The following is a 23,459-nucleotide window of genomic DNA, read 5'->3' on the forward strand; positions in this document are numbered from 1 at the left end:
GGTCCGCCTCAGTTCCGGGTCCGCTCCGCGGCCTCGCACGTGATGTCGGCGTAGACACGGAAGACGGCCGGGCGGGAGTCGCGGGGTGCTCTTTCGTGCAGCGCCGCCCAGCACCGGGCGACGACTTCCCTGGTCCGGGCGCCTGGCCAGGGTCGCGGCAGCAGTTCGGGCGGCAGCAGAGGGTCGGGGTCCATGGCGCGGGTGAGTTCGGCGGCCAGTTCGAGAGCGATGGTGAGGAGTTCGGCCGGCGGCACCGGATCGGAGCCGGTGAGCCGTTCGAGGCGGGGCCGGGCCACTTGGCCGAGCCGGTGGTAGCGATCCGCGATCTCCTCCAGGGGCCACAGGTCCCGGGCGAGTTCGACGGGGTCCTGGGTGCCTCCTCTGCGCAGGTCCGTGGTGGTGAGGAGGGTGAGCGCCGCATCGGCACCGAGCCGGCCGGCGGCGTCCTCGACGTAGGGCTCCCAGGCGTTGGCGCAGACGTACAAGCCCCCCTGGAGCGCGGAGCCGCCGAGGTGGACGAGGGTCTCGCGCAGGGCGTCCCGCACCGTGCGCGCCGACTCGGGTACGGCGAACGCGGCCAGATGCCAGGTGCCGTCCCAGGGCGCGTGCCCGGCGTCCTGCCGGAAGGCGTGCCGGAGGAAGTCCGCGTTGGGGGCGAGGAACCGGGCGGTCGCCCCGGTCGCGTGCAGCACTGCTTTTCGGCCCCGGCCCTCGTGGGTGAAGCGCCCTTCGGCGAGCAGCCGCTTGATGCAGAGTCGCACCTGCTGGTCGCTCATGCCCAGGGTGTTGGCGACGGTGTAGAGCTCGGCCGCGTCCACTGTGCCGTCCTCACGGATCAGGGCGTGGACGAGCATCCGGGTGGGGATCTCGACGCGGTCGGTCACGGTGCCGACGGTCCTTCCTCTCGGGCTGCGACAGCTCGGTGCATGGTGGTCACAGCCCCGAATCCCAGCAGCTTGCGCAGGTAGGGCGTGCGTTCGGTCCGAACGGCGGTGAATCCGCGGCGTTCGTACAGGGCCCTGGCCCGCGGGTTCGTGTCGATCACGTCCAGTCTGACCTCCCGGCAGCCGTGCTCCGCCGCGACCTCCGCGACTTCCTCGAGGAGCAGGCTCCCCACGCCGCGGCCACGCGCTTGAGGAGCCACGGCGATGCCGTCCATGACGAGTTGCCCGGGGACCGGGCGGCGTTCGAGAAGGGCGAGGAGCAGGAGTCCGGGCAGCCCCCGGAGCCATCCGTAGGCACGCAGCAACGCGGAAGCCGAACCGCCGGTCAGGGCGCGGCCGTCGACCTGGTACCCGGCGAGGCCGACGAGCCGCCCGTCGAGGAGTGCACACACCGCGCGGTCGGTGTCGAAGTGGGCGGCGAGGAAGGGCACCGCCTTCTCCGGCGGGTTCAGTGCCGGGCCGAGTTTGCGGCCGAAGGCGTCCCAGTACAGCTCGGCCACCCGCAGTTCGGCACCCGCGGGAAGCCCGCGCCGCACGGAGACCCCGTGCGCCCTGCCGAGCCGGTCGGCTCTGCCGGTGCCGTCGGCTCCGGCGTGCTCCACACGCTCGGCTTCCGCTTCCATGCCACCGCCCCTTCCGTGTCTTCACCGGACGAAAAACTATCACGCCTTCTACGGTCGTATTCCCGATGTTAGTTTCTGGCGCCACGCGGCCCCGGAGAGAGAAGCACAACCGAGCAGCGACCCATCCGCAGCCGACCCCCTCCCGGCTCGGCGGATCCCACCCCACGAAGACTAAACAGATCTGTATAGTGGAGCGAGTAAACCGACCTGTTTACTCGAACAGTGGGGTGAGGTGTGAACTTCCTGCTAACCGTCGCCTTCGTGATCTGCTGGAGCTCCGGGTTCATCGGAGCGAAGCTGGGGGCGGGCAGCGCGCCCGCCGAGACGATCCTGATGTGGCGGTTCCTGCCGCTCGCGCTCGCCCTCCTGGCCGTGGGCGCCGCGCGGGCCTCCTGGCGGGGTGTCCCGCCGCGAGTCCTCCTCCGGCAGGTGCTGATCGGCGCGCTCTCCCAGAGCGGCTATCTGCTCACCGTCTTCTGGGCGATCCACCTGGGCGTCTCCAGCGGAACCACCGCCCTCATCGACGGCGTGCAGCCCCTGGTGGCCGGAGCACTGGCCGGGCCGCTGCTGCGCCAGTACGTCTCCCGCCGGCAGTGGCTGGGGCTGGGCCTGGGGCTCGCCGGGGTCGTGATCGTCACGACCGCCGACGCCGCCACTGCCGCCGACGTGGCCTGGTGGGCCTACCTCATACCGTTCCTCGGCATGCTGTCGCTGGTGGCCGCCACCTTCCTGGAGGGCCGCTCCCACGCGAACCTCTCTCCCGAGGTGCCGCTGGCCGTGCACTGCGCCACCAGCGCGGCCATCTTCACCGTCCTGGCCCTCGCGGCGGGTTCGGCGACACCACCCGCCGAACCCGCCTTCTGGACGGCGGTCGCCTGGCTCGTCGTGCTCTCCACCTTCGGTGGCTACGGCCTCTACTGGCTCATCCTGCGGCGCTCCGGCGTCACGAAGGTCAACACGCTGATGTTCCTCATGGCTCCGGTCACCGCGGTCTGGGGCGCGATCATGTTCGGCGAGCACTTCGGAGTGCGGACCGCACTCGGTCTGGCCGTCTGCCTCGCGGCCGTCGCTCTCGTGCACCGCGGCCGACGGCCCGCGGCCCCGGCACCGGTCCGCGCCCGAAGCGACGCCCCGGCAGCGGCCCCGGCCCGGAATCCCGCGGCTTCCCTCTGAACCTCCCCACCAACGGCAAGGAGTACCCCATGCGCACCGCACTGCACCGGTTCCTGCACCTCGCACGCGACATCGCCACCGGGATCGACACCGGGCACGCGATCCGGCACGGTCTGCCGATTCCTGACCGGACCCGCCGCAGCAAGCCCGTCGGCTCCGGGGACGTCCCCACGCGTCTCGCGGCACCGCGAGCACAGCGGCACCAGCCCGGCACACGCTGAGCTGCCTGCGGACGGGCGGGACCGGCTCGGGGGCTCATCGCGGTGCGCTCGCCCCCGCAGCAGACTCACCCCCGGCGGCGGCGATGTGCCGGAGCGCACCCCCGTGCCGGACCGGGTGCGCTCCGGCACGGGGGCGCCTGCCGGAGGTCAGCTGCCGAAGGGGATGTCCTGCGGGGTGGCCATGCGGCGGGTGCCGGGGTGCGCCCGCACATAGTCCCGGATGTAGGACAGGGCGGTGCGCACACCGCTGTCGTCCGTTCCGCAGCCGTCCGGGCCGCTGACGCCGTCGGGGTAGCACGACATGCGGTTGCCGTAGATCAGCGCGTCCACGGCGGCACCGGAACCGGAGGAGTCGAGCAGCGTGGCCGTGCGCTCCCGGTCGCCGGTCCCCACGGTCCAGCCGACGGTGCGGGCGAGGTCACCGCGGTCGCGGGCAGCGCCGCCGGCCCGCAGCTCCTCCTGGATACTGCCGAAGTCCAGCGCCATGCTGAACAGCCCCTTGTCCATGATGCGCCGACTGCTCGGCACGGCCGCTCCGTGCTCGGCGAAGCCATCCCGCACCTCGGCGTAGTCGCCGCTGTAGCTGATGGCCTCCTTGGCGTTCAGATCGCCGACGGCGTCCTGCCAGCCGGCGCCGCCCTCGCTCCCGTAGAACCCGTAGAGCACCCGGATGCCCCGGCTCTCCAATTTGCTGCGGGCCAGGTCCCGCAGCGCGGCCACGGAGCAATGGCGCCATTCGGGGTCGCTGCTCTCGCACCAGTCGGGGTTCTTGATGTCCAGCCAGACGAACGAGACCTGGCGGCCCGCCCGGTGTTCTTCCGCAACCTGGTCGAACATGGCGGACATGGAGTCGCCGTAGCTGGTGAGGGTGCCGTCGTGGTCCGCCCACCAGCCGTCCCGCCAGGCGGTGGCGTCGATCTCCAGCGCGTTGGCTCCCTGCCGCAGGGACGCCGTCACCCCGCCCGTGGTGAGTACCCGGTGGGCGATGGCCCAGGTGGGCCGCTGCTGCGCAGTGGCGGACGGTGCTCCCTGGGAGGCGGGCTGCTGGGCGGGGGCGTTCCCGGCCCCCAGCAGGGTTGCTCCGGCGGCCAGAGCCAGCGGGAGCAGTAGTCCGCGGAGCCGACGCGCGACGGCCATGAAGTCCGGTCCTTCCTTCTCCTCCGGACCGCCCCGGGACGCGGGCGCTGACGCGTGCTGTCCACCGGGGCGGACGGCGCGGGCCGAGCACCCGTGCCCGGAAGAGCGTACGCCATATTACCTCCCGGTAACCAATGACCGCGTTCCGTGCGCTCCGGGACCGCTGTTCCTCGGTCCGGCTCACCCGTCCCGTCTGTTCCTCAGCCAGGCTCACCCGCCCTGTCCGCGGCGTGGCCGGGGTGAGCGCGCTTCTCATGGTCGGCCGGCCCGGTGCGTGCTGGCATCTGGAGCTCGTCCACGATCCCCTGGCCCCCATGGAGCCCCGGCCGACCGCCGAGGACCTGCTGATGCTCTACCTCGACGCACCGGTTCCCGACGCCCTGGTGGAACGGCTCGCCCAGCACGGCGGGGAACTCGTGGCGGCGCACAATCCGTACTGGGACACCTGGGGGGTCACCGTCCAGGACCCGGACGGCTATCGGCTGGTGCTGTCCACTCGCGGATGGTCCAACCCGTAGGAGTCCGGGCACGGATGGGCCGGTTTCCGGGTGCGGCGGGGGCGAGGAGGCAGCCGCGGGGCGGCGTCTGGCTTCTGCGAGACTGGGCGGGTGAGTGTGAGACCCGCACGGAAGACGGATTTTCCCGCCCTGTTGAGGCTGGCGGCGGAAGTGGAGCACTGGTTCGGGCCGATGGTCGCGGAGCCCGGCTTCCACCGCGCGCTGGAGGAGCACATCCGCAGGTCCACGGCGCTCGTGGCCGTTTCCGCGCAGGCCGACATCCTCGGCGGCCTGCTGTTCGCCCCGACGCACCCCAACCACCATGTCGACTGGCTGGTGGTCTCGGAAGCGGCGCGCGGGACGGGCGTCGGCCGCGAACTGATGGCGGAGGCCGAGCGCCGCTTCGTACGGGGACCGGGCAGCATCGACGTGGTGACGTTCGGTGCCGACCATCCGGGCGCCGTCGCCGGTGGGGCCCGGGTCTTCTACGAGCGGCTCGGCTTCGCCCCCGCCGAGATGGCCGAACCGGGGCCGGAGGGCGGTTCGCGGCAGGTCTTCCGGCGCACGGTCGGCTGACGCCCCCCGATCACCGTCCGCACGGAAGACGGTCACGCACACCGCATCCGGACGCCGCGAACCCGGACCGCCCCGGCCCCGTGCCCGGCACCGGCTCAGCGCCCCCGGAACGGCCCGGACACCTCGTAGGTGATCCCGTCGGACGAACGGCCGCCGACACCGCGCTGACTGGAGAAGTACAGGCGCTTCCCGTCGGGGAGAACGCCGGACCGGTGATCTCGGACCCGCCCTGGCCCTCCACGCGGAGGAAGGGCGCCACGACTGCTTGCGGAGTGATGAGGCACATCTCCATGTTGCCGCCGTCCTCCGCCGCGAACAGATCGCCGGAGGCACTGCCGGTGATGTTGTCCACTCCGCTGAGCGGCGCCTCCTCGCCCTGCCGTACGAGGTCGTCGTCGTAGACGAGTTCGAGGGTGTCCCCGGCGCAGTCCAGCTGCCGGACACGGTTGTCGCCCTTGCTGGTGAACCAGCAGCTTCCCGCCGCGTAGTGGCACCCCTCGCCGCCGTCGAAGTGCTTGGCCGCGGCGACCTGGCGGCGGGTGCGGGTGCGCCGGCCCGCGGGGTCGGGCACCTCCGCCCAGCCGACGGAGCCCGAGGTACCGGACCCCATGGTCAGCACCTCCAGCCTGCCGCGTGTCGTCCAGGATGCGGTGGGCCGCGGTGATGTCGCCGTCAGCTCCGAACCGGACCGCACCGGCGCCGCCGCCGGGGGACACCTCGGAGTTCGAGACGTAGATCCAGCCGCCGTCCGCGGTGGCGAAACACGCTCCCCCGTCGGGTGCCGGGTGCCACGTGTATCCGGTGGAGCCGGCCTTCCGCCCGGTCCGCGCGATGACGGCGCTGGTGAAGCCCGCCGGAAGCCGGATGCCGTTCGCGTCGGCGGCACCCGGCGGGCCGTAGGGACCCGCGCCCGGCTGCGCGGGAGCCGCGACGGCGGCCGTGCGCCACAGCGAGCCGCCCAGCGCGGCGGTGGAACCCGCGACGGCCGCGGCGCGGAGGAGCGAGCGACGATCCATGAGCACTCCTGAAGAAGAGGGAGGGGGCACGGATGGTGCTGCTTCTTCCGGCACGCTGACCGGCGCGGATGGCGGAGGCGGGAACCCGCGGTGAACTCCCCCCGGCGGGCCCCGGTCAGCGTCCGGTTGTGCCGTCGACCAGTTCGCGGAGGATGTCCGCGTGGCCGGCGTGGCGGCCGGTCTCCTCGATCAGATGGGTGAGCGCCCAGCGAAGGCGCGGCGCCGGGCTGTTCGGCCGGGGCCGGGGGACCGGAGCGCTCAGGTCGGCGCACTCGTCGAGGACCGCGTTCGCGCGCACGGTCACGGCCCGATAGCGGGCGACCACCTCGGCCACGCTGTCCTGCGGCGAAGCGTGGAACGTCGCCTGCCAGTCGGCCACCCGGTCGCCGAGGAACGTCGCGCTCTCGACGAAGACGAGGTGGTTGAGCAGGCCGAGCAGATTCGTCCCTGAGGGCACCTGCGCTGTCCGCACCTGCGGTTCGGGCGCGTCCTCGACCTTCGTGGCGATCGCGTCACGCAAGTGGTCGAGGAAGCCGCGCAGCACGTCGACCTCGGCAGGTCCGGTGCGGGGCGGCGGGGTGTCGCGGCGGCGGGAGCCGGCGGGCATGGTGATCTCCTTCGTTGCGGCGCCTCGGCGGCGCCGGTTCAAGCGGTGCGGTGGATGACCAGGAGGTGGTCGGTGACTTCGGCGGTCTGTCCGCCGGGGCCGTTGGCGGTCCGGTGCAGCACGTCGGCCCGCTCGACCGGCCAGCACGTCGGGTCCAGGCCGATACCGGCGGCGATCTCGCGCGGGGCCGGGTAGCGGATGTCGGGGTCCTGGTTCCACGACCACGGAGCGGTGGATCCGTGGTCGACGATCAGCAGCCGTCCACCGGGACGCAGCGCGTGCGCCGCCGCACGCAGGACGGTGTCCCGGTCCAGGCCGAGGGGGGTGTGCAGGTAGTGGGCGCAGATCAGGTCGAACCCGCCGGGTGGGAAGGGGCCGCCCAGGTCGTGCTGCTCGGCGGTGAGCCGGTCGGCGAGACCGTGCGCCCGGGCGAGACCGGAGAGCCGTCGGACGGCTACGGCCGAGATGTCGAGTGCGGTCACCCGCCACCCCTGGCGGGCGAGCCACAGAGCGTCACCGCCGTCTCCGCAACCGAGGTCCAGCACGTCGCCGGGCACCAGGCCGGCGACCGTCTCGGTGAGACGAGCGTTCGGCCGGGGGTCGTCGGGGACGGCGCGGGCCTCGTAGACGCCGTCCCAGAATTCGACCGCTTCGGTGTTCATAAAGCCTCCTTCTGTCGGTACGCGGGTAAGCTTCGCGCCGCTCGACGCGATCCGGCACGGAATCTTGCCGGTCTGGCAAGATGGCGTTCCGTGGATCCCGCGCAGGAGGACGTACTGAACGCCGTGGGGCCGCGGCTGCGCGCTCTGCGCCGTCGGCGCGGCCTGACCCTCGCCGAGCTCGCGGCGGCGACCGGGGTGTCGGAGAGCACGTTGTCGCGACTGGAGAGCGGACGACGCCGGGCGACCCTGGAGCTGCTGCTTCCGCTGACCCGTGCCTACGATGTGCCGCTGGACGATCTCGTCGGCGCGCCGCGTACGGGCGATCCCCGCATCCACCTGAAGCCGATTCACCGATTCGGGATGGCCCTCGTTCCGCTGTCCCGGCGGCCGGGCGGCACACACGCGTTCAAGATGATCATCCCTGCCAGGGCCGAGCCCCTCGAGCCGACTCCGCAGACCCATGAGGGCTTCGAGTGGATCTATGTACTCGACGGCCGGCTCCGGCTGCTCCTGGGCGAACGCGACCTGACGCTGTCGCCGGGCGAGGCGGCCGAGTTCGACACGTCCCGGCCCCACTGGCTGGGCAGCGCCGACGGGGGCACCGTCGAACTGCTCATTCTGTTCGACCTGCAGGGGCTGCGTGCCCATACCGGTGCGGACACCCCCCGGGCCGCCCGAAGCGGGAGCGAGCGGTGAACAGGGCGGAGTTGGGTGACGCCGGCACCCGGCGGTGCGCTACGACGGCGTCGACGATGCCGCCCGGGATGCGGCGGATGTGACCATGGCCCGAGTCCGGTTGCCGGCCTCTGCTCGGGGTGTCCGGGCATCCGAGCTCGGGCGGAAAATATCTACCCCGGAGGGCGGCAGGAGGCGGAGACTCGCCGTATGACTGACATCGGGGCGTTCCGGGATGCGGTGACCGGCTGGGCTGCCGGTGGCACCGGTGACACCGCGCGCGAGCTGGCGGCCCGGCTGTGTGTGCGGACCGTCGTCCTCGTCGAGGGAGCCAGCGATCTGGCGGCGGTCGACGCGTTGGCCGCGGGGCGCAGCCGGGACCTGGCGGCCGAAGGGATCTGCGTGCTGCCGATGGGCGGTGCGATGAGCGTCGGGCGCTTCGCCGCCGTTCTCGGGCCGACCGGTCTGGGTCTGCGGCTGACCGGGCTGTGCGACGAGGCGGAGCGGCGGTACTACGCGCGCGGGTGGGAGCGCGCCGGTGCGGCACCGCAGGATTTCTTCGTCTGCGCCGCGGACCTGGAGGACGAGCTCATCCGCACGCTGGGCACGGCACGCGTGGCGCAACTCGTCCGGGCGCAGGGCGAGGAGCGCGCGCTGCGGACCTTCCTTCACCAGCCCGCGCAGCAGGGCCGCACTCCGCAGCAGCAGCTGCGGCGCTTCCTCGGCACCAAGAAGGGCCGCAAGATCCAATACGGTCGCGTCCTCGTCGAGGCACTCGCCCCCGACCGGGTGCCGGCTCCGCTCGAGGATCTGTTGGCCGTGCTCTGACCAGCACTTCGCGCCGCGGGGCCGCCGGTAGGGTCCCGGCGTACGGACAGCATTGGACTGAGCGGCCCCACAGCCGGTTTCGCGCCCGGCGGGGCAAGGCTCCGCCCCGGGCTGACGTTCCGCACAGCAGGCCGGTGCCGGGCAGGGCACCTGCCGCCCGGAGTGTGGCCGCCAGGAGTCATTCGATCCCACATCTTGACTTGGTACAGACCAATGCAGTTGAGTTTTCCTCACCCCCTACATGCGAGGAGAGCACCAGTGTCAAAGCGACGCGTCATGGCACTGCTGACCGCAATGGCGGTCGGATGCGCCTTGTGGTTTGTCATGCCCACGACCTCCCAGGCTGCTCCGGCCCGGCAGAATGCGGCAGCGGAGTTCGTCGTCAGCGAAAGCCAGTTCAACCAGATGTTCCCGAACCGGAACTCCTTCTACACCTACAGCGGGCTCACCGCTGCCCTGGACGCCTACCCGGGTTTCGCCAACACCGGCAGCGACACGGTCAAGCGGCAGGAGGCCGCGGCATTCCTGGCCAACGTCAGCCACGAGACCGGCGGACTCGTCCACATCGTCGAGCAGAACGAGAGCAACTACCCCCACTACTGCGACGCCGGCCAACCGTACGGCTGCCCCGCCGGGCAGGCCGCCTACTACGGGCGGGGCCCCATTCAGCTCAGCTGGAACTTCAACTACAAGGCCGCGGGTGACGCGTTGGGGATCGACCTGCTCAACGACCCGTATCAGGTCGAACGCAACGCGGCAGTCTCCTGGAAGACCGCTCTGTGGTACTGGAACACCCAGTCCGGTCCCGGGAGCATGACCCCGCACCGCGCCATGGTCGACGGCGTGGGCTTCGGCGAGACAATCCGGGCGATCAACGGCAGCCTGGAGTGCGACGGCGGAAACCCCGGCCAGGTCCAGAGCCGGATCGACAAATACCGGCAGTTCACCGCCATCCTGGGGGTTCCCACGGGAGGCAATCTCAGCTGCTGAGTCCCGCGTGCTCCGCCGTCTCAGGCGAAGGACGGCAGACACAGCGCGAGAGGCACGGACGGAGCCCGGGTCGGCCACAGTCGGCCCGGGCTGCTCCGGCTCTGCTCCGGGCACGACTCGGACCCGCCGCCAGCCCCCGGTCTCCGGACGATCTCAGGGCAGCGGACACCCGCGCGCGCTGATCCACAGCTCGTACCACTCCTCATGCGTGAGACGCGGATTCGTCCCCGCCGCCTCCTTGCACGCCCGGATACGTTCGGGACTGGTGGTTCCCACGACGGGAGCTATCCGGGCCGGGTGGCGCTGCAGCCACCACAGCAGAACCGTCTCGGGGGTCGTGCCCTTGGCTGCCGCCAGGTCCGTCAGCAGCGCCGCGGTGCGATGCTGCTCCGGTGTCTCCTGCCGCCCTGTGTAACGGCCCTGAGCGAGGGCACCCCACGCCTGGAGGCGTATGCCGTTGCTGCGGCAGTACTCCATGGTCCCCAGCGGAAATCCGTTGCCCGCGGCCGCCGTGGTGTTGACGAGGACGCCCGCCTCGAGCCAGTCCCGCCGCTCCAGGCTCATCTCCAACTGGTCGACCGTCAGCGGCAGCTCCAGGTGCGCCTGCAGTTCGGCGATCTGGCCGGCGCTCATGTTGGAGACGCCGAAGCGGCGCACAAGCCCCTCCCGGTGCAGCGAGGTCAGCGCCTCCGCGATGTCGGCCGGGTCCGCGAGGGGGTCGGGGCGGTGCAGCAGGAGGACGTCGAGAACGTCGGTGCGCAGCCGGGTGAGGCTCTCCTCGACCCGGCGGCGGATACGTGCACCGCGCAGGTCGTAGTGGCCGGGGCGGGCGCCTTCGGGCAGTCGTATGCCGCACTTCGTCTGCAGCACGATGCGCTCGCGCAACCCCGCCGCACGGCCGAGGACTTCGCCGAAGACTGCCTCGGCCCTGCCGCCGCGGTAGATGTCGGCATGGTCGAAAACGGTGATCCCGGCGTCGAGAGCGGCCTCGACAGCGGCTTCCGCGGCGCCGATCTCCGCCGCGCCGCCGGCTTCCGCGTCCCCGGTGCCGCCGAGGCCCATGCAGCCGTACAGCAGGGCGTAGTCGTCTTCAGCTGTCGTCACCCACGCAACGTACCAGCCGAACTCCCGGCCGAACCGGGCCCGTGTCCGTGCGGGAGCGCACCGAGCAGCAGCCGCTCTCCGGATTCCGGCACCGACGCACACGACCGCAGCCGGCGCACGGCGCACGCCGGGTGGGAGCGGTCTCGCTCAGTCGGTCTCGCTCAGTCGGTCGCGCCGCGGCGGGAGCGCGGCGTCGGGACCATGGGCACACCTGCCCTCACTGCGGCTCCCCCGTGCGCGCGAGGCGGTCCGGGGAGGCAGCCGCCCTCCCCCTGCCGCGCCCTTCCACCACCTGTGGCAACCGCGGTCTACCGAGCGGCGGCGCGCGGCGGCCGTGCCGTGGGGTCCAGCAGCCCGGTGACCAGGCGAGTGGTGAGACGGTGCCAGAAGCCCGGTCGGCGGAGCATCGCGTGGTCCCCACCCGGCACCGGAATCATGCGGGCCTCCGCTCCCCCGGCCCGGGCCCGTCGTACGAACTCCTCCGAAGCGCGGGGATCCGTCGTCCGGTCGCGGTCACCGTGCACGAGGGCGAGGCGCGAGCCGGCGAGGTGTGCCACCGGCTCCCCCGGGGGGCACCAGGGCGCGAGGCCGACGACGCCCCGCACACTCGGATGTCCTGCCACCCGCAGCGCGGCCCGGCCGCCCATCGAGTGCCCGAGCAGCACGACCGGAACCTCGCCCACCCGGTCCGCCAGCTCCGTGAGGGCCTGCCGGGCGTCCCGCGCCGGGTCCTGGCGGTCGCCGTTCCAGCCCCGGTGGCGATAGCGGACCGTGCCGAGCACCACACCCTGCCCAGCGGTCGCCCGCCCGATCATCCGCACGAAGGGCCGCATCCGGGCGCCGGGCAGGTTCCACGGCGGCGGGGCTTCCAACCCGTCGGCACGGCCACCGTGCAGGACCAGGACTGCGGCCTGCGGTACGGCAGCCGGCATGGCCAGCGACACTGCGGAAGCGGGGTCTTCCACCGGACACTCCTCGAACTGTGCGGACGGACAGGGTCGCAGGACGGGCCGATCCGGGCCACCGGCACCCGGTTCGACGACGGTCCCGGGGGCCCGCCGACGCGGTTCGCCCGTCCGCGGGCCCGTCCTCCACTTCGGAGCCGGAGCGCTCGCGGATGGGTGGGCCTGCGCGACTCGGCGGAATGGCGCCGGGGGCGGATGGACAGATGAGGCAGGAGGTGTCTTCGGAGCTCGGCTTGGGCACGCATACGATGATCTTGCTTCTGGTGAGGATGGGTGAACTGGCACATGGTCGGACAGCGTGGACACGGAGTGGTCATAGGCAGCGGCATCTGCGGACTGACCGCTGCGCGTGTGCTGACGGAGCATTTCGACAGCGTGACGCTGCTGGAGCGGGACGCGCTGCCCGACGGGGACGAGCGGCGACGCGGCACCCCACAGGCGCGCCATGTCCACGGACTGCTGGCCCGCGGCGCCGCGCACCTGGAGGACCTCTTCCCGGGGCTGCGGGCGGAGCTGGCCCGGGCTGGAGCACCCGTCTACGATCACGGGGCCGGTGCCCGTACCCGCGTGTGGGCCGGATCGCTGCCGACCGTCACGGTCGGCCTCGAGGTTCAGACCGCGCACCGTGACGCTCTGGAGGGGGCGCTGCGGCGACGGGTCACCGCCATGGAGAAGGTCACGGTCCGGGATGCCACCACGGTGACGGGTCTGCACACGAGCCAGGACGGCACCCGGGTCGCGGGGGTGTCGGTGACACCGGCTTCGGGCGGCGACGCGGAGGTCATCGAGGCGGACCTCGTCGTCGACGCCTCCGGGCGGAACTCGGCCCTGCCCGACTGGTTGACCGCGGCGGGGTACCCGGCGCCGAAGGAGACAGTGGTGGACGGCGGCCTCGCCTACGCCACTCGCACGGTTCAGGTGGAGCAGGAGCAGCCCGCGGAGGGCCTGCAGCAGATGAATCAGCCTCCTGACCGTCCCGGGGGTGCCTACGCCTCGCACACCGGAGGGGGCCGGTGGACGGTCACCCTCTTCGGTGCGGGCGGTCAGCATCCTCCGGTGGACAGCGAGGGCTGGCTCTCCTATGCCGAGAGCCTGGGCAACGAGGATCTGGACCGGCTGCTGGAGCAGAGCACCCCGGTCTCGGGTGTGTTCCAGTACAAAGCGACGGCCAACCGGCGGTGGGAGTACGCCGGGATGCGCCGCTGGCCCGAGGGGCTGGTCGCGCTCGGCGACAGCGCGACCGCCTTCAACCCCGTCTTCGGACAGGGCATGACGATCGCCGTCGGGCAGTGTGTCGCGCTCGGCGAGGCGCTCTCCGCACGTGGCGGAGACCTGGCGGGGCTCGGGCGGCAGACCCAGCGAATGGTGGCGCGATCGGCCCGGATCCCCTGGCTGATGGCCACCTCGGACGACCTGGTCTGGTCCTACGCCATGCGCGGGGCGCGGCTGCCGCTGCACTGGCGGGCGACAGCCTGGTACAAGCATCGGCTACTGCATCTGGCAACCCGCGACCCCGGAGTGGTCACGACCTTCATGCGCGTCTACCACATGCTCGCGAGCCCCGCCGCGATGGCCGCTCCCCGCATCATGGGCCGTGTGCTGTTCTCGGCCAAGAGCCCGTCCCCGCCCTCCGCGGCCGAGCCGGATACGGCACCCCGCGGAGGCTGAGACGGCGGACCGGAATCGTGCGCGCTCCGGCAGGACGTCACTCAGGCCCGTGCCGGAGCGGGCGGGCGCGGTGCAACTCCGTTGCAGGGCGGAGCATTCGGCGCGGGCGCCGGATCAGCACGGCGTTATGCTGCGGATTCGGCGCAGTGATCAACACATCATGGAGTACCCCAGTGACAACCTCGCCCCGCGGGCAGCAGTCTTCCAACCCCGCAGAGCCGCCGCCCGGCTGCCCCGCACACGCCTCCGGCACGGGAAGCGACGTCCGCTTCGCCGACGCGGTGCGCCTGTACGGGCCGGAGGTCGAGGCCGACTTCGACGCGGTCGAGGCGCGGCTGCGGCACACACACGGCCCGGTCGCCCCGGTCCGGCTCGCCGGTGACGTGGGCGCCTGGTTGCTCCTGGGGTATCAGGAGAACCTCCAGGCGATGCGCAACAGCACACTGTTCTCCCGGGATCCGCGCAACTGGAATGTGGAACTCGCTCCGGACAGCCCGCTGGCGCCGCTGACCGCCTGGGCGCCGCTCCCGAATCTGACCGACGGGCCGGAGCACGCCCGCCTGCGGGGCGCGGTCACCCACGCGCTGGAGACCTTCGACCGGCAGGGGGTACGCCGCTACGCGGTACGCTGCGCGCACCAGCAGATCGACACCTTCGCGGAGGTGGGCAAGGCGGACCTGGTCTCGCAGTACACCGAGCAGCTCCCGCTCCGCGTGGTGGCGCGGCTGCTCGGCCTGGACGAACAGCACGTACCACAGTTGATCACCTCGGTCCGCGACATGCTCACCGGATCGACCACCGCGGTGCACAGCAACGCGCTGATATCCGGGCTGCTCAACGACCTGTTCACACTGAAGCGACGGGCCCCCGGCCACGACATCACCTCCTCCCTCATCCGGTACAAGACCGACCCCGCGCGGCCCGGCTCCGAGCTGACGGAGGACCAGCTACGCGACGAGGTACGCGAGCACCTACGCCTGCTGCTGACCGTCGCGCACGCACCGACCGCCAGCCTGCTGGCCAGCACCCTGCGGATGACGCTGACCGACGCGCGGTTTCGCGGTCGACTCGCGGGAGGCCAGATGAGCATGCCCCACGCCGTGGAGCAGACCCTGTGGGACCAACCGCCGTTCCCCCGGCTGGTCGGCCGGTGGGTGAAGGCCGATACCGTCTTGGGGCGGTACGACCTGCGGAAGGGCGACCTGGTGGTGCACGCCATCGGGGCCGCCAACACCGATCCCGCAATCCGGCCCGCGGACGGGGAGCCGGTGCACAACAACTCCTCCCACCTGACTTTCAGCGCCGGTGAACACGTGTGCCCGGGCCAGGAACTGGGACGGGCCATCGTCGAGACGGGCGTGGACACGTTGTTGGAGCGGCTGCCGGACTACCGCCTGTCGGTGGGGCAGGAGACGGTACTGGAGCATCAGGCCCTGATGTCGCGGGTCCTGGAGTCCCTACCCGTGGAATTCACCCCGGTGGCCCGGCACTTCCCCCACGAACAGGAGGTCGTGCGCCGCCCGCAGCCCGCCCCTGTCGTCCCGCAGCACACCCCGGCCCCGCCGCCTGACGAGCCGCAGCAGCCCACCAGGCGGCGCTCGCTGCTGGGCCGCCGCTGACGGACGGCAGAGGCGGACGAGCGGTCCCATCGCGCCGGGTACCGGGGCCGGAAGCCCGGCTCCGGCACCCGGCGCTCAGCGGCCCGTCAAACCACCAACTGCTCCCACCACCAGGCGATCCGCGGCACCGCCACCGGCTGCAGGCTGCTGTCGGCCGGTTGGTCGGTGAACCAGCCGTCGGCGGTCGCCGGGGCCTCCGAGGTGTAGCGACTGCTGCGGCTCGCCCACTCCACGTGGCCGCGCACGAACTGGCCGAGTGCGCGCACGTAGTGCCGCAGCGGTGCGTCCGCGCCGGAGGCGACCTGCCGGGAGAGCGCGAGGAAGAGCGCCATGACCCGGTCGCGGAGGACGATCGCCTCTTGCAGGGCCCGGACCGCGTCCCAGCCGTTCTCGGAGGCCAGGACATCGACGACGTTGAGGTCGTCGCCAGCGCGGGCGATCTCCTTGGGGCGGCTGTAGAGATCGTTGTCCAGCGCGACGAGAGTCCAGGTGATCTCTGTCAGCGCTCCGACGTCCGCCTGGTTCAGCTGCTCGACGGGCACCGGTTGGCCGAGGGCGACGGGCAGCAGCGCGGTCGCCGGTGCCATTCCTATCGCCCTCATCCACACCGGCAGATACTCCTGGAGCGGGGGCAGTCCCTCGGCCCGGCGGAAGGCGGTCTCTGCCGGGAGGGCGGAGAGGTAGGTGCGCATGCCCGCCCGCCAGCGGTCCATCTGCTCGGGGTCGGCGTGCTCCGCCAATCCGGTGGCGATCGCCCGCAAGGCTCTTCCGAACGGTGAGTCATCGGGGCGCAGCGGCGCGCCGGGGGTGAGCACCTCTTCCAGGCGAATCGTTTCAGCAGCAACGTATTCCGGCGTCGGCTCACCCTCGTCGCACAACCCGTCGTCGAGCGCGAAGAGAGTGGCGTGGAGCCGGGCTATCCAGATGAGCACGGCACTGCCGCCCGCCGGGACGGTACGGGTCGTCAGCCCGCCGAAATCGGCCTGCCCCAGCCTGCGGAGTTGGACAGGATCCGTTTCCAGCTCGTAGTCGTGCACGAAACTTGTCGCCGCTGCACCCAGTTCGACCGCGCCCGACCGCTGACCGCCGGGCAGCGGGCACCAGAAGGAGGGCACCGGAAGGACAGCCGTGGTCATAGCGCAGACCCCTGCACCCGAATCACGTGGGTCCGATACGATATGTCCGCGATATAGCTGATCATGAGGCTCCCAGGGATGATGAGGCCACGAGGGGGGACGTGGCGTGGCGATCATGGTCATAGTTGCCCCGCACAGACCAGCAGCATTCAGCCGCTGATTGAATATGTGATCAGCTTCTCGCCGGAGACTGAGCCCATGAGGCCGGGTTACGCGGATACGCCCGGCTGTGCGGAGCGTGCGTCGCGGGCATCGCCACTTTGCCCGGCCTCGACCCGATCCCCGACACACGCCCGCTTCGCCGTCGGCCGCCTTCCCCGAGTCCGCGGGGAACCGCGCCCCGTCGCCTCGGCAGCCATTACGGGGTCAGCCCTCCACGGAGCGGCGGGCCCGCGCCGCGCGGACCTTGTGCAGGTTGCCGCAGTGCTCCATGGAGCACCAGCGGCGGCGGCCGGGGCGTGAGGTGTCGACGAACATCAGTTGGCAGTTCCCGGCGGCACAGGTGCGGACGCGGTGCGCGAAGGGGCCGGTCAGCAGTTCGACCGCGTCCCGGGCGACGGTGGCCAGCAACTGCGCGCCGCTGGAGGGCGCGGCCCACTGCCGGTCCCCGGCCGGGGTGAGGACGGGAGCCAGCGGCGGCCGGGCCGCGGCCGCGTTGAGGACCTCCAGATCGTCGGGCGGGTGCGGCTCTCCGCGCGTATGGGTGACGACCACCCGGAACAGTGCATCGCGCAGTCGGCGCGCCTCTGCCGCCTCGGCAGCGGAGATGTCCAGTAGGGGTGTCGGCGTCAGCCGCGAACGGGCCGCCCAGTCGGCCAGATCGGTCGGCTCGTGCAGGACCTCGTACCGACGGTAGGGGCCCGGGCCGCCGGTGGTCAGCAGCTCGAGGCACAGCGCGCCGGGGTCGAACCGGTAGGCCGCACCGGAACGGGAGTACAGCGTCAGACCTGTGGCGGCCGGTGCATCCATGTAACCACTATAATGGGTTACATGACACTGACGTGGAAGTTGGTCATCGACAGCACGAACGCGCCCGCTCTCGCGGACTTCTGGGCCGCGGCGCTGGGTTACGAGGTGGAGGACCCCAGCGCCCTGATCGAGGAGCTGCTGGCCGCCGGGCACATCGGCGAGGAGGCGGTGACCGAGCACCGCGGCCGCAAGACGTTCCGCGGCTTCGCGGCGATCCGCCACCCCGAGGACCCGTTCGACGAGGTCAGCGGCGTCGGAGGCGGTCGCCGACTGCTCTTCCAGGACGTGCCGGAGACCAAGTCCGGCAAGAACCGCCTGCACATCGACGTGCACAGCGGGCCGAACGGCCTCGAGGCACTGGTGGCGCGGCTGGAGGAACTGGGCGCGACCCGGCTCCGCGAGGTCGACCAGGGGCCCGCCGGACGCTGGTGGGTCCTTGAGGACCCTGAAGGCAACGAGTTCTGCGCGGCATAGAAGGCCGTCGGCTCACGACCGGCGCCACCCGTCGACCCGGGGGATCCGCGCCGCGGTCCCACCAGGGCCACGCCCGCGGCGCCGGTCAGGCCAGATCAGATCAGGTCAGCAACACCGGGAGCCGCCGGTGACCGTGGGCGATCCAGGACGGGACCTGCGGGATGTGCTCGGGTGCTGTGGCCAGGCGCAGGCGGGGGAAGCGTTCGAAGAGCGCCGAGAGGGCGATCCGGCCCTCCATGCGGGCCAGTGGCGCGCCGAGGCAGAAGTGCACGCCGTGCCCGAACGCGAGGTGCTCCGGCTCGGCCCGGGTGAGGTCGAAGACATGGGCATCCGGTCCGTGTTTGTCGGGGGAACGGCCGGCGGCGGCGTACGCGGGCAGGATCGCCTCCCCCTCGCGGATGGTGCCGCTCCCGTCCGGCAGCGGGATGTCCTCGACGGCGAACCGCAGGGGGAGGTTGGCGATGCTCGGAGCCCAGCGCAGGGTCTCCTCGACGACGTCGCTCCAGGTCGCCGAGCCGGCTTGGACCAGAGCGAGTTGCTCGGGGTGGGTGAGCAGCGCGTGCACGGCGTTTCCGATGAGGTTCACCGTGGTCTCGTGTCCCGCCCCGACCATGGTGAACAGGGTGTCCAGCAGCTCCTGCTCCGTCAGCCGTGAGCCGTCGTCCTCGTCCCGCGCGGAGACCAGCGCGCTGGTGAGGTCCTCCCCCGGCTGCTCCCGCTTGTGCGCGACCAGCCGGCGGAAGATCTCGAGCGCGTCCGCCTGGGCGGTCTGCGCTCTCTCCAGGTCGTCGAAGGAGTTCATCATGAGGTCGAAGACCTCTCCCACCGCGCGTTGGTCGCCCGCCGGGATACCGAAGAGCTCGCAGATGACGGCCATGGGCAACGGATGCGCGAAGGCGGTGCGCAGGTCGACGCTCGCACCCGGGGCCGTGACCGCCATCTCCTCCAGCAGTTCACCGGTCCGGCACCGGATCGCGGGAGCGAGTGCTTCGATACGGCGGGCGCTGAAGGCGGGAGCCACCAGCCGGCGCAGCCGCCGGTGGTCGGCTCCGTAGGCGGTGAGCATGCTGCTCTGGCCCACCCACCAACGGGCCCAGCTCTGCCGGTGCTCGCCCCGCCGCCAGGCCGACCAGTGCTGTTCCGGATCCTTGGAGACCCGGGGGTCGGTCAGCAGTTCCCTCAGCCAGTCGAAGTCGCTGACGGCCCAGGCGCCGATGTCCTCCGGGAGCCGCACTCGGACGGCGGGACCCCGGGCGCGCAAGCGCTCGGCTTCACCGTGCAGGTCGCTCCCGGTCGGTTCTACGACGAGGTCGTCATCCACGTGGTGGCTCCCGTGCTGTCGAGGGCGGTAGGGGTGAAACGGACCGGGAGCCGGGTCAGCGCCCGATGGAAGGGCCCGTGCCGCCAGGTGAGATCGCCCGGCGCCACGGTAAGCTCCAGGTCCGCCAACCAGGCGGTCAGTCGCTCGATTGCGGTGGTCGCGATCAGCAGCGCGGGCCGCTGCGCGGGGCAGGCGTGCACTCCCGCACCCCAGGCGAGATGGGCGCCGCCGACCGAATGGTCGAGCTGGCCCTGCTCACCGATCGCGGTCCGCCCGTGCTGGGTGTTGGCCGCGGCGTAGGAGACGAGGACGAGCTGCCCCTCGGGAACCCAGGTGCCGTGGAAGAGGACGCCGTGCCTGGCGTAGTGGGGCGAGAAGTTGGACATGGGCGGCTCGTTCTGGAGCACGTCGTGGATCGCGTCACGCGGGGTGAGGGACCCTGCGGTCAGAGTGCTGTAGTAGCGGCTGTCGGAGAGCATCCTGGCCAGCGAGGAACCGATCAAGTTGCCGGTCGGTTCGTTGCCCGCGCCCAGGCACATCACCAACTGCTCCCTGACCTCGTCGTCGTCGAGGTTCGCCGGGTGATGCAGGAAGCAGGAGGTGATGTCCTCACCGCGCTGCCGCTTTTTCTCCGCGATGAGTTCGGCGACGTAGGCGTCGAACTCGGCCTTACCGGCCGCGGCCTCCTCTGGCGTCCGGCCCTCCATCATCGAGGCCAGCCCGCGCACCAGCCGGCCGCTGGACGCGTCGGAGAGGCCGAACATGCGGTTGAAGACGAGCAGCGGGAGGACGCGCGCGTACTCCCCGATCAGGTCCGCTTCTCCCCTGGCCCCGAATCGTGCGACGAGGTCGTCTGCGACCTGGCAGACGTGGTCCCGCAGTACGTGCGGTTCGATGCGCTCCAGGCTGTCCACGACCGCTCCGCGGTAACGGCGGTGCGTGTCCCCGTCGTTGAACAGGACGCTGGCCCGCCACTCCAGCATGGGACGCACCTGGGAGGCGCCCAGCGCGGTCTCCTGCCAGGGCCGGGGGTCCTTCGCCCACGTCCTGGAGTCGTGCAGCAGCGACAGCGCGGCACGGTAGTCCGTGACCAGGAGTGCGCTCACCCCCGGAGCGAGTTCCACGGGTGCCAGCGCACCGTACCCGCGCAGCCTGTCGTACACCGTGTAGGGGTCGCGCGCGAAGCTCTCCCCGTGGAGGGGGGTGAGGGAGGAGTCGGGATCGGTCAGGGGCGCCGGCATCGCGCCGGGCGGGTGGGGCATGAGGGAGCTCCAGGGGGCTGCCGGAGGGGGGAACCGGAGAGCTGAGGGGGGCGCGGCACGGTCTTCGACTGCGCTCGCCCCCTCTCCCCGGTGTCTCGTCGGGCGCCGTGTCCGGCCGTGCCCGGCTGCCGGACCGCCCGGGCTGCGGTCCCGGCAGGGCCGGACCGCGGGTGTGGCGGGCCGGAACAGCAGCGCGGGCCGGCACGGCGGATGCGCCGGGCCACAGGGGAAGATCGTACTCACGATCGACCACCGCCGAACACCCCGAACAGCCCTACGAAAGAGGCCAGTTGCGGCCGGAGCCGGTGGGGTGCGTACCCGTCACCCCGCTCACCAGCGAGTACAGCGAGGTCGTGGCGGTGATGAAGAGGCGATTGCGCTTGGCGCCGCCCCAGGCGATGTTGGCGACCGGCTCCGGCATGTCGAGCCGGCCGATCAGGGTGCCGTCCGGGTCGTAGCAGTGCACACCGTCGTTCATCGCCGCCGCCCACAGCCGGCCGTCGGCGTCGAAGCGGAGATTGTCGAATCGCGCCCCGGGCCGCTCCGCGGCATCCGCGAACACCGCGCCCCCGCCGAGCGATCCGTCTTCGCGCACCGGGAAGACCCGGATGCATCCGGCGCGGGTGTCGGAGACGAACAGCTGTCGCTCGTCCGCCGAGAACACCAGCCCGTTCGGGGCTCCGAAGCCGTCGGCGGCCACCTCCACCCGACCGGTCGCGGGATCGATGCGGTAGACGTGGTTCGCCCCGATCTCGCTCTCCGCCCGGTGCCCCTCGTAGTCGCTGGTGATGCCGAAGTCCGGGTCGGAGAACCAGATCGCACCGTCCGACGTCACAGCCGCGTCGTTGGGACTGTTGAGCCGCTTGCCCTGCCAGCGGTCGGCCAGCACCGTGCGGGTCCCGTCGTGCTCGGTCCGGGTCACCCGGCGGTTCCCCTGCTCGCAGGTGATCAGGCGGCCCTGCCGGTCGAGGGTGTTGCCGTTGGTGTGGCCGGCCTCGCGGCGGAAGACGCTCACCGCACCCGTCTCCTCGTCCCAGCGGAGCATCCGGTCGTTCGGAATGTCGCTCCAGACCAGTTGCCGCCAGGCGGGTACGTACACCGGGCCCTCGGCCCAGCGGGAGCCGGTGTGCAGCACCTCCAGCCGCTCGTCGCCGATCATGCAGCGCCCGGAACGGAAGCGGTCGTCGAAGCACTCGTAGAGCGGGGGCCGTCGTTCGGCGGTCATGGGAGCATCCTCTCGTGTGACTGAATACCGTTCGGCAATACCTCGCCTTAACAGTATGCTGTATTGCTAGCACAAGAATTCATCGAATGGGAGAGCTGTGGATCACATCGACCGCGCCCTGCTGACCCGACTCCAGCAGGACGCCACGGAGTCCTACGCGGCCCTCGGGGAGGCGGTCGGCCTGTCCCCCGGCGCCACCCACGAACGAGTGCGGAAGCTGCGCGAACGCGGAGTGATCCGGCGGACCACCGTCGAGGTGGATCCGGCCGCGGTGGGTGGGAACGTACTGGCGTACGTCATGCTCGACTCCACGTCCTGGATGGGCGACTCCGCACCCGACCTCGCGGCCCTGCCCGAGATCGAGGAGGCCCATGTCATCGCCGGCAGCGCCTCGGTGCTGGTGAAGGTGCGCACCTCGACCACCGGAGAGCTGCAGGACGTACTGCGGCGGCTGTACGCGATCGAGGGGGTCAGCGGGACCCAGGCCACCGTGGTCCTGGAGACGTTCTTCGAGCGGCCGGTGCCCGTGAAGGACGCGTGAGCCGTCCGCGCGGCGCCCCGGCTCCCGGGCTCCGCGCCGGTGGCCTCGGCCGACGAGGCGAAGCAGCCGACCACCGGCCCCCAGGCCCCCGGAGTGCCGTCAGTCCGAGCCGGTGCGCTGCGGCACGGAGCCGGGGATCTCAGCCGATGTGGTAACTGTCCCCGTAGATCTTCCAGTCCAGGGGCGGATCGAGGTCGAGGTTGCCCCGGCGCAGGAAGACGCGCTGTGCGGTCTCGACCCGGCTGGTGTCGCGGTGTGCCTCCTCCTGCTCCATCGCCCGGACCCGCGCGTCGAGGAAAGCGTGCAGGTACGTGCTCTCGTCGCCGCCCGCGGCGGGGGGACGCGCCCGGCCCTGAGCGCGCTCGCGGATGCCGCCGAAGCCCGTTGCTCCGCTTCCGCCGCCGTGCATGACGAAGGCGTCGTAGTAGGCGAACTGCCCCAGCGCCCGCAGCCCGTCGGCCTTGCCCCGTGCGACCGCCGGAGGCGCTCACGCCGGTCGGCTCGGGCCCGCATGTTCGCGAGATCAGCTCCACTTGTCCCCGCCGAGCGGGCAGCCGGGGCGGTCCCGGCTGCCGCGGGCCGACAGAGCACCCAAGCGGGACGGAGACCCGTGCTGGGCCGGAATCTTCCTCAGGCCCGGTAGAAGTGCCAGCCCTGGCGCTGCGACGGATGGCCGCCCCACATCCGCTTGAGGTCGATGTAGGCGTCCCCTTCGCCGCGAGCGGTCAGCGCCAGGTCCTCATCGCGGTAGGAGACGATGCCGAAATCCGGATCCTGGGGGTCCGTGCCACGGACGGGGTCCAGGAGCCACCACTGGTCCTTGTTCCGGGTGGAGCAGGCGCGCAGGTAGACGATGCTGTTCTCGCCGTTCTCGTTGGTGGCGCAGGCTCCCGCGGAGCTCTGCAGTTGGTAGACGGGGCGTCCGTCGGACGTGGCGACGCGGTCGAAGCGCCAGGTGGTCTTCCACTTGGCGGGGGCGGGGTTGGGGTAGACCTGAATGTAGGTGCCGGCGTTGCCCACGGTGTCGTCCGGAATCATGTAGTTGCCCGTCACTTGGCTGACGGCCGTGAACTCCCCGGCGGGCACGGCTCGGTCGGTCGAGTCGGCGGCGGCGGGCACCGCTGCCAGGGCGGTACCGGAGAGTGCGGTGACGGCGACGGCTGTCAAGAGACGGCGAGCGGTACGGCGCAGCATGGTGACTCCAAGGAGCGTTGGTCCACGTACGG

General features: G+C 71.7%; 23 protein-coding genes and 3 pseudogenes. 11 read left to right on the forward strand and 15 right to left on the reverse strand.

Annotation, left to right across the window (positions count from 1 at the left end):
• Positions 1-8: 8 nt before the first annotated feature.
• Positions 9-884, reverse strand: coding sequence for a PaaX family transcriptional regulator C-terminal domain-containing protein (locus tag P2424_RS16355; protein ID WP_276476464.1), 876 nt, complete (start codon positions 882-884; stop codon positions 9-11).
• Entirely contained in the window at positions 881-1,567 is a 687-nt protein-coding gene (locus tag P2424_RS16360) for a GNAT family N-acetyltransferase (RefSeq protein WP_276476465.1), read from the reverse strand. Before P2424_RS16360 ends, P2424_RS16355 begins: the two co-directional genes overlap by 4 nt.
• 234 nt (positions 1,568-1,801) lie before the next feature.
• Between P2424_RS16360 and P2424_RS16365 the strand changes: the two genes are divergently transcribed.
• Together P2424_RS16365 and P2424_RS16370 are read left to right on the forward strand one after the other, a co-directional pair.
• A complete protein-coding gene (locus tag P2424_RS16365; protein WP_276476466.1) occupies positions 1,802-2,740 on the forward strand; it encodes a DMT family transporter in 939 nt (312 codons plus the stop codon).
• A 29-nt stretch (positions 2,741-2,769) separates the two neighbouring features.
• Positions 2,770-2,961 (forward strand): hypothetical protein, encoded by a 192-nt coding sequence (locus P2424_RS16370; RefSeq protein WP_276476467.1) that lies wholly within the window; start codon positions 2,770-2,772, stop codon positions 2,959-2,961.
• A gap of 147 nt (positions 2,962-3,108) precedes the next feature.
• On the opposite strand, the gene P2424_RS16375 is transcribed toward P2424_RS16370, so the two are convergent.
• Entirely contained in the window at positions 3,109-4,098 is a 990-nt protein-coding gene (locus P2424_RS16375) for a phospholipase (protein ID WP_276476468.1), read from the reverse strand.
• A gap of 245 nt (positions 4,099-4,343) precedes the next feature.
• Between P2424_RS16375 and P2424_RS16380 the strand changes: the two are divergent.
• Together P2424_RS16380 and P2424_RS16385 are read left to right on the forward strand one after the other, a co-directional pair.
• A pseudogene (locus P2424_RS16380) lies at positions 4,344-4,616 on the forward strand (VOC family protein); the annotation flags it as partial.
• Between the two features lie 90 nt (positions 4,617-4,706).
• Positions 4,707-5,171 (forward strand): GNAT family N-acetyltransferase, encoded by a 465-nt coding sequence (locus P2424_RS16385; protein ID WP_276476469.1) that lies wholly within the window; start codon positions 4,707-4,709, stop codon positions 5,169-5,171.
• A 95-nt stretch (positions 5,172-5,266) separates the two neighbouring features.
• Here P2424_RS16385 and P2424_RS16390 read toward each other — a convergent pair.
• The 3 genes and pseudogenes from P2424_RS16390 to P2424_RS16400 all read right to left on the reverse strand — a co-directional run bounded on the left by P2424_RS16390 (position 5,267) and on the right by P2424_RS16400 (position 7,456).
• Positions 5,267-6,187, reverse strand: a pseudogene (locus P2424_RS16390) (translocation protein TolB).
• Positions 6,188-6,302: 115 nt separating this feature from the next.
• Positions 6,303-6,794 carry a DinB family protein gene (locus P2424_RS16395; protein ID WP_276476470.1) on the reverse strand — a complete coding sequence of 164 codons (492 nt, stop codon included), beginning with the start codon at positions 6,792-6,794 and terminating at the stop codon, positions 6,303-6,305.
• Between the two features lie 38 nt (positions 6,795-6,832).
• On the reverse strand, positions 6,833-7,456 hold the full coding sequence (locus tag P2424_RS16400) for a class I SAM-dependent methyltransferase (RefSeq protein WP_276476471.1): 624 nt from the start codon (positions 7,454-7,456) through the stop codon (positions 6,833-6,835).
• Positions 7,457-7,546: 90 nt separating this feature from the next.
• Here P2424_RS16400 and P2424_RS16405 point away from each other — a divergent pair, with 90 nt between their 5' ends.
• The 3 genes from P2424_RS16405 to P2424_RS16415 all read left to right on the forward strand — a co-directional run bounded on the left by P2424_RS16405 (position 7,547) and on the right by P2424_RS16415 (position 9,949).
• Positions 7,547-8,152, forward strand: coding sequence for a helix-turn-helix domain-containing protein (locus P2424_RS16405; protein WP_276476472.1), 606 nt, complete (start codon positions 7,547-7,549; stop codon positions 8,150-8,152).
• 189 nt (positions 8,153-8,341) lie between these two features.
• Complete coding sequence (locus tag P2424_RS16410; RefSeq protein WP_276476473.1) at positions 8,342-8,959, forward strand: TOPRIM nucleotidyl transferase/hydrolase domain-containing protein; 618 nt, start codon at positions 8,342-8,344, stop codon at positions 8,957-8,959.
• Between the two features lie 324 nt (positions 8,960-9,283).
• Positions 9,284-9,949 carry a chitinase gene (locus P2424_RS16415; protein ID WP_276476474.1) on the forward strand — a complete coding sequence of 222 codons (666 nt, stop codon included), beginning with the start codon at positions 9,284-9,286 and terminating at the stop codon, positions 9,947-9,949.
• A gap of 153 nt (positions 9,950-10,102) precedes the next feature.
• Here P2424_RS16415 and P2424_RS16420 read toward each other — a convergent pair whose 3' ends face one another.
• A complete protein-coding gene (locus P2424_RS16420; RefSeq protein ID WP_276476475.1) occupies positions 10,103-11,053 on the reverse strand; it encodes an aldo/keto reductase in 951 nt (316 codons plus the stop codon).
• A 308-nt stretch (positions 11,054-11,361) separates the two neighbouring features.
• Positions 11,362-11,985, reverse strand: a complete 624-nt coding sequence (locus P2424_RS16425; RefSeq protein ID WP_276479002.1) for an alpha/beta fold hydrolase — start codon at positions 11,983-11,985, stop codon at positions 11,362-11,364.
• A 318-nt stretch (positions 11,986-12,303) separates the two neighbouring features.
• Between P2424_RS16425 and P2424_RS16430 the strand changes: the two genes are divergently transcribed.
• Together P2424_RS16430 and P2424_RS16435 are read left to right on the forward strand one after the other, a co-directional pair.
• Positions 12,304-13,686 carry a tryptophan 7-halogenase gene (locus tag P2424_RS16430; protein ID WP_276476476.1) on the forward strand — a complete coding sequence of 461 codons (1,383 nt, stop codon included), beginning with the start codon at positions 12,304-12,306 and terminating at the stop codon, positions 13,684-13,686.
• Positions 13,687-13,859: 173 nt separating this feature from the next.
• A complete protein-coding gene (locus tag P2424_RS16435; protein ID WP_276476477.1) occupies positions 13,860-15,305 on the forward strand; it encodes a cytochrome P450 in 1,446 nt (481 codons plus the stop codon).
• 86 nt (positions 15,306-15,391) lie between these two features.
• Here P2424_RS16435 and P2424_RS16440 read toward each other — a convergent pair whose 3' ends face one another.
• Both P2424_RS16440 and P2424_RS16445 read right to left on the reverse strand, forming a co-directional pair.
• Positions 15,392-16,441 (reverse strand): terpene synthase family protein, encoded by a 1,050-nt coding sequence (locus tag P2424_RS16440; RefSeq protein WP_276476478.1) that lies wholly within the window; start codon positions 16,439-16,441, stop codon positions 15,392-15,394.
• Positions 16,442-16,807: 366 nt separating this feature from the next.
• Positions 16,808-17,410: an ABATE domain-containing protein gene (locus tag P2424_RS16445; RefSeq protein ID WP_276476479.1), complete on the reverse strand. Its 603-nt coding sequence runs from the start codon at positions 17,408-17,410 to the stop codon at positions 16,808-16,810.
• A 21-nt stretch (positions 17,411-17,431) separates the two neighbouring features.
• Between P2424_RS16445 and P2424_RS16450 the strand changes: the two genes are divergently transcribed.
• Positions 17,432-17,884, forward strand: coding sequence for a VOC family protein (locus P2424_RS16450; protein WP_276476480.1), 453 nt, complete (start codon positions 17,432-17,434; stop codon positions 17,882-17,884).
• A gap of 100 nt (positions 17,885-17,984) precedes the next feature.
• On the opposite strand, the gene P2424_RS16455 is transcribed toward P2424_RS16450, so the two are convergent.
• From P2424_RS16455 to P2424_RS16465, 3 genes are all read right to left on the reverse strand, one after another.
• Positions 17,985-19,205: a cytochrome P450 gene (locus tag P2424_RS16455; RefSeq protein ID WP_276476481.1), complete on the reverse strand. Its 1,221-nt coding sequence runs from the start codon at positions 19,203-19,205 to the stop codon at positions 17,985-17,987.
• Positions 19,184-20,467: a cytochrome P450 gene (locus tag P2424_RS16460; protein ID WP_276476482.1), complete on the reverse strand. Its 1,284-nt coding sequence runs from the start codon at positions 20,465-20,467 to the stop codon at positions 19,184-19,186. Before P2424_RS16460 ends, P2424_RS16455 begins: the two co-directional genes overlap by 22 nt.
• A 274-nt stretch (positions 20,468-20,741) precedes the next feature.
• Positions 20,742-21,692, reverse strand: a complete 951-nt coding sequence (locus P2424_RS16465; protein WP_276476483.1) for an SMP-30/gluconolactonase/LRE family protein — start codon at positions 21,690-21,692, stop codon at positions 20,742-20,744.
• Positions 21,693-21,789: 97 nt separating this feature from the next.
• On the opposite strand from P2424_RS16465, the gene P2424_RS16470 reads away from it, so the two are divergent.
• Positions 21,790-22,233 carry an Lrp/AsnC family transcriptional regulator gene (locus tag P2424_RS16470; RefSeq protein ID WP_276476484.1) on the forward strand — a complete coding sequence of 148 codons (444 nt, stop codon included), beginning with the start codon at positions 21,790-21,792 and terminating at the stop codon, positions 22,231-22,233.
• A 139-nt stretch (positions 22,234-22,372) separates the two neighbouring features.
• Here the strand turns inward: P2424_RS16470 and P2424_RS16475 are convergent.
• A pseudogene (locus P2424_RS16475) lies at positions 22,373-22,743 on the reverse strand (chitosanase); the annotation flags it as partial.
• Between the two features lie 120 nt (positions 22,744-22,863).
• Positions 22,864-23,427: a hypothetical protein gene (locus P2424_RS16480; protein ID WP_276476485.1), complete on the reverse strand. Its 564-nt coding sequence runs from the start codon at positions 23,425-23,427 to the stop codon at positions 22,864-22,866.
• Positions 23,428-23,459 lie beyond the last annotated feature (32 nt).

The sequence above is a fragment of the Streptomyces sp. WMMB303 genome (genome assembly GCF_029351045.1).
In the GTDB taxonomy this organism is placed as follows: domain Bacteria; phylum Actinomycetota; class Actinomycetes; order Streptomycetales; family Streptomycetaceae; genus Streptomyces.

Coding starts and splice junctions, on each gene's coding strand:
- P2424_RS16360 (WP_276476465.1), bottom strand. CDS start 1,567: ATGGAAGCGGAAGCCGAGCGTGTGGAGCACGCCGGAGCCGACGGCACC.
- P2424_RS16370 (WP_276476467.1), top strand. CDS start 2,770: ATGCGCACCGCACTGCACCGGTTCCTGCACCTCGCACGCGACATCGCC.
- P2424_RS16375 (WP_276476468.1), bottom strand. CDS start 4,098: ATGGCCGTCGCGCGTCGGCTCCGCGGACTACTGCTCCCGCTGGCTCTG.
- P2424_RS16395 (WP_276476470.1), bottom strand. CDS start 6,794: ATGCCCGCCGGCTCCCGCCGCCGCGACACCCCGCCGCCCCGCACCGGA.
- P2424_RS16400 (WP_276476471.1), bottom strand. CDS start 7,456: ATGAACACCGAAGCGGTCGAATTCTGGGACGGCGTCTACGAGGCCCGC.
- P2424_RS16410 (WP_276476473.1), top strand. CDS start 8,342: ATGACTGACATCGGGGCGTTCCGGGATGCGGTGACCGGCTGGGCTGCC.
- P2424_RS16415 (WP_276476474.1), top strand. CDS start 9,284: ATGCCCACGACCTCCCAGGCTGCTCCGGCCCGGCAGAATGCGGCAGCG.
- P2424_RS16425 (WP_276479002.1), bottom strand. CDS start 11,985: ATGCCGGCTGCCGTACCGCAGGCCGCAGTCCTGGTCCTGCACGGTGGC.
- P2424_RS16430 (WP_276476476.1), top strand. CDS start 12,304: ATGGTCGGACAGCGTGGACACGGAGTGGTCATAGGCAGCGGCATCTGC.
- P2424_RS16440 (WP_276476478.1), bottom strand. CDS start 16,441: ATGACCACGGCTGTCCTTCCGGTGCCCTCCTTCTGGTGCCCGCTGCCC.
- P2424_RS16445 (WP_276476479.1), bottom strand. CDS start 17,410: ATGGATGCACCGGCCGCCACAGGTCTGACGCTGTACTCCCGTTCCGGT.
- P2424_RS16450 (WP_276476480.1), top strand. CDS start 17,432: ATGACACTGACGTGGAAGTTGGTCATCGACAGCACGAACGCGCCCGCT.
- P2424_RS16460 (WP_276476482.1), bottom strand. CDS start 20,467: ATGCCCCACCCGCCCGGCGCGATGCCGGCGCCCCTGACCGATCCCGAC.
- P2424_RS16465 (WP_276476483.1), bottom strand. CDS start 21,692: ATGACCGCCGAACGACGGCCCCCGCTCTACGAGTGCTTCGACGACCGC.
- P2424_RS16480 (WP_276476485.1), bottom strand. CDS start 23,427: ATGCTGCGCCGTACCGCTCGCCGTCTCTTGACAGCCGTCGCCGTCACC.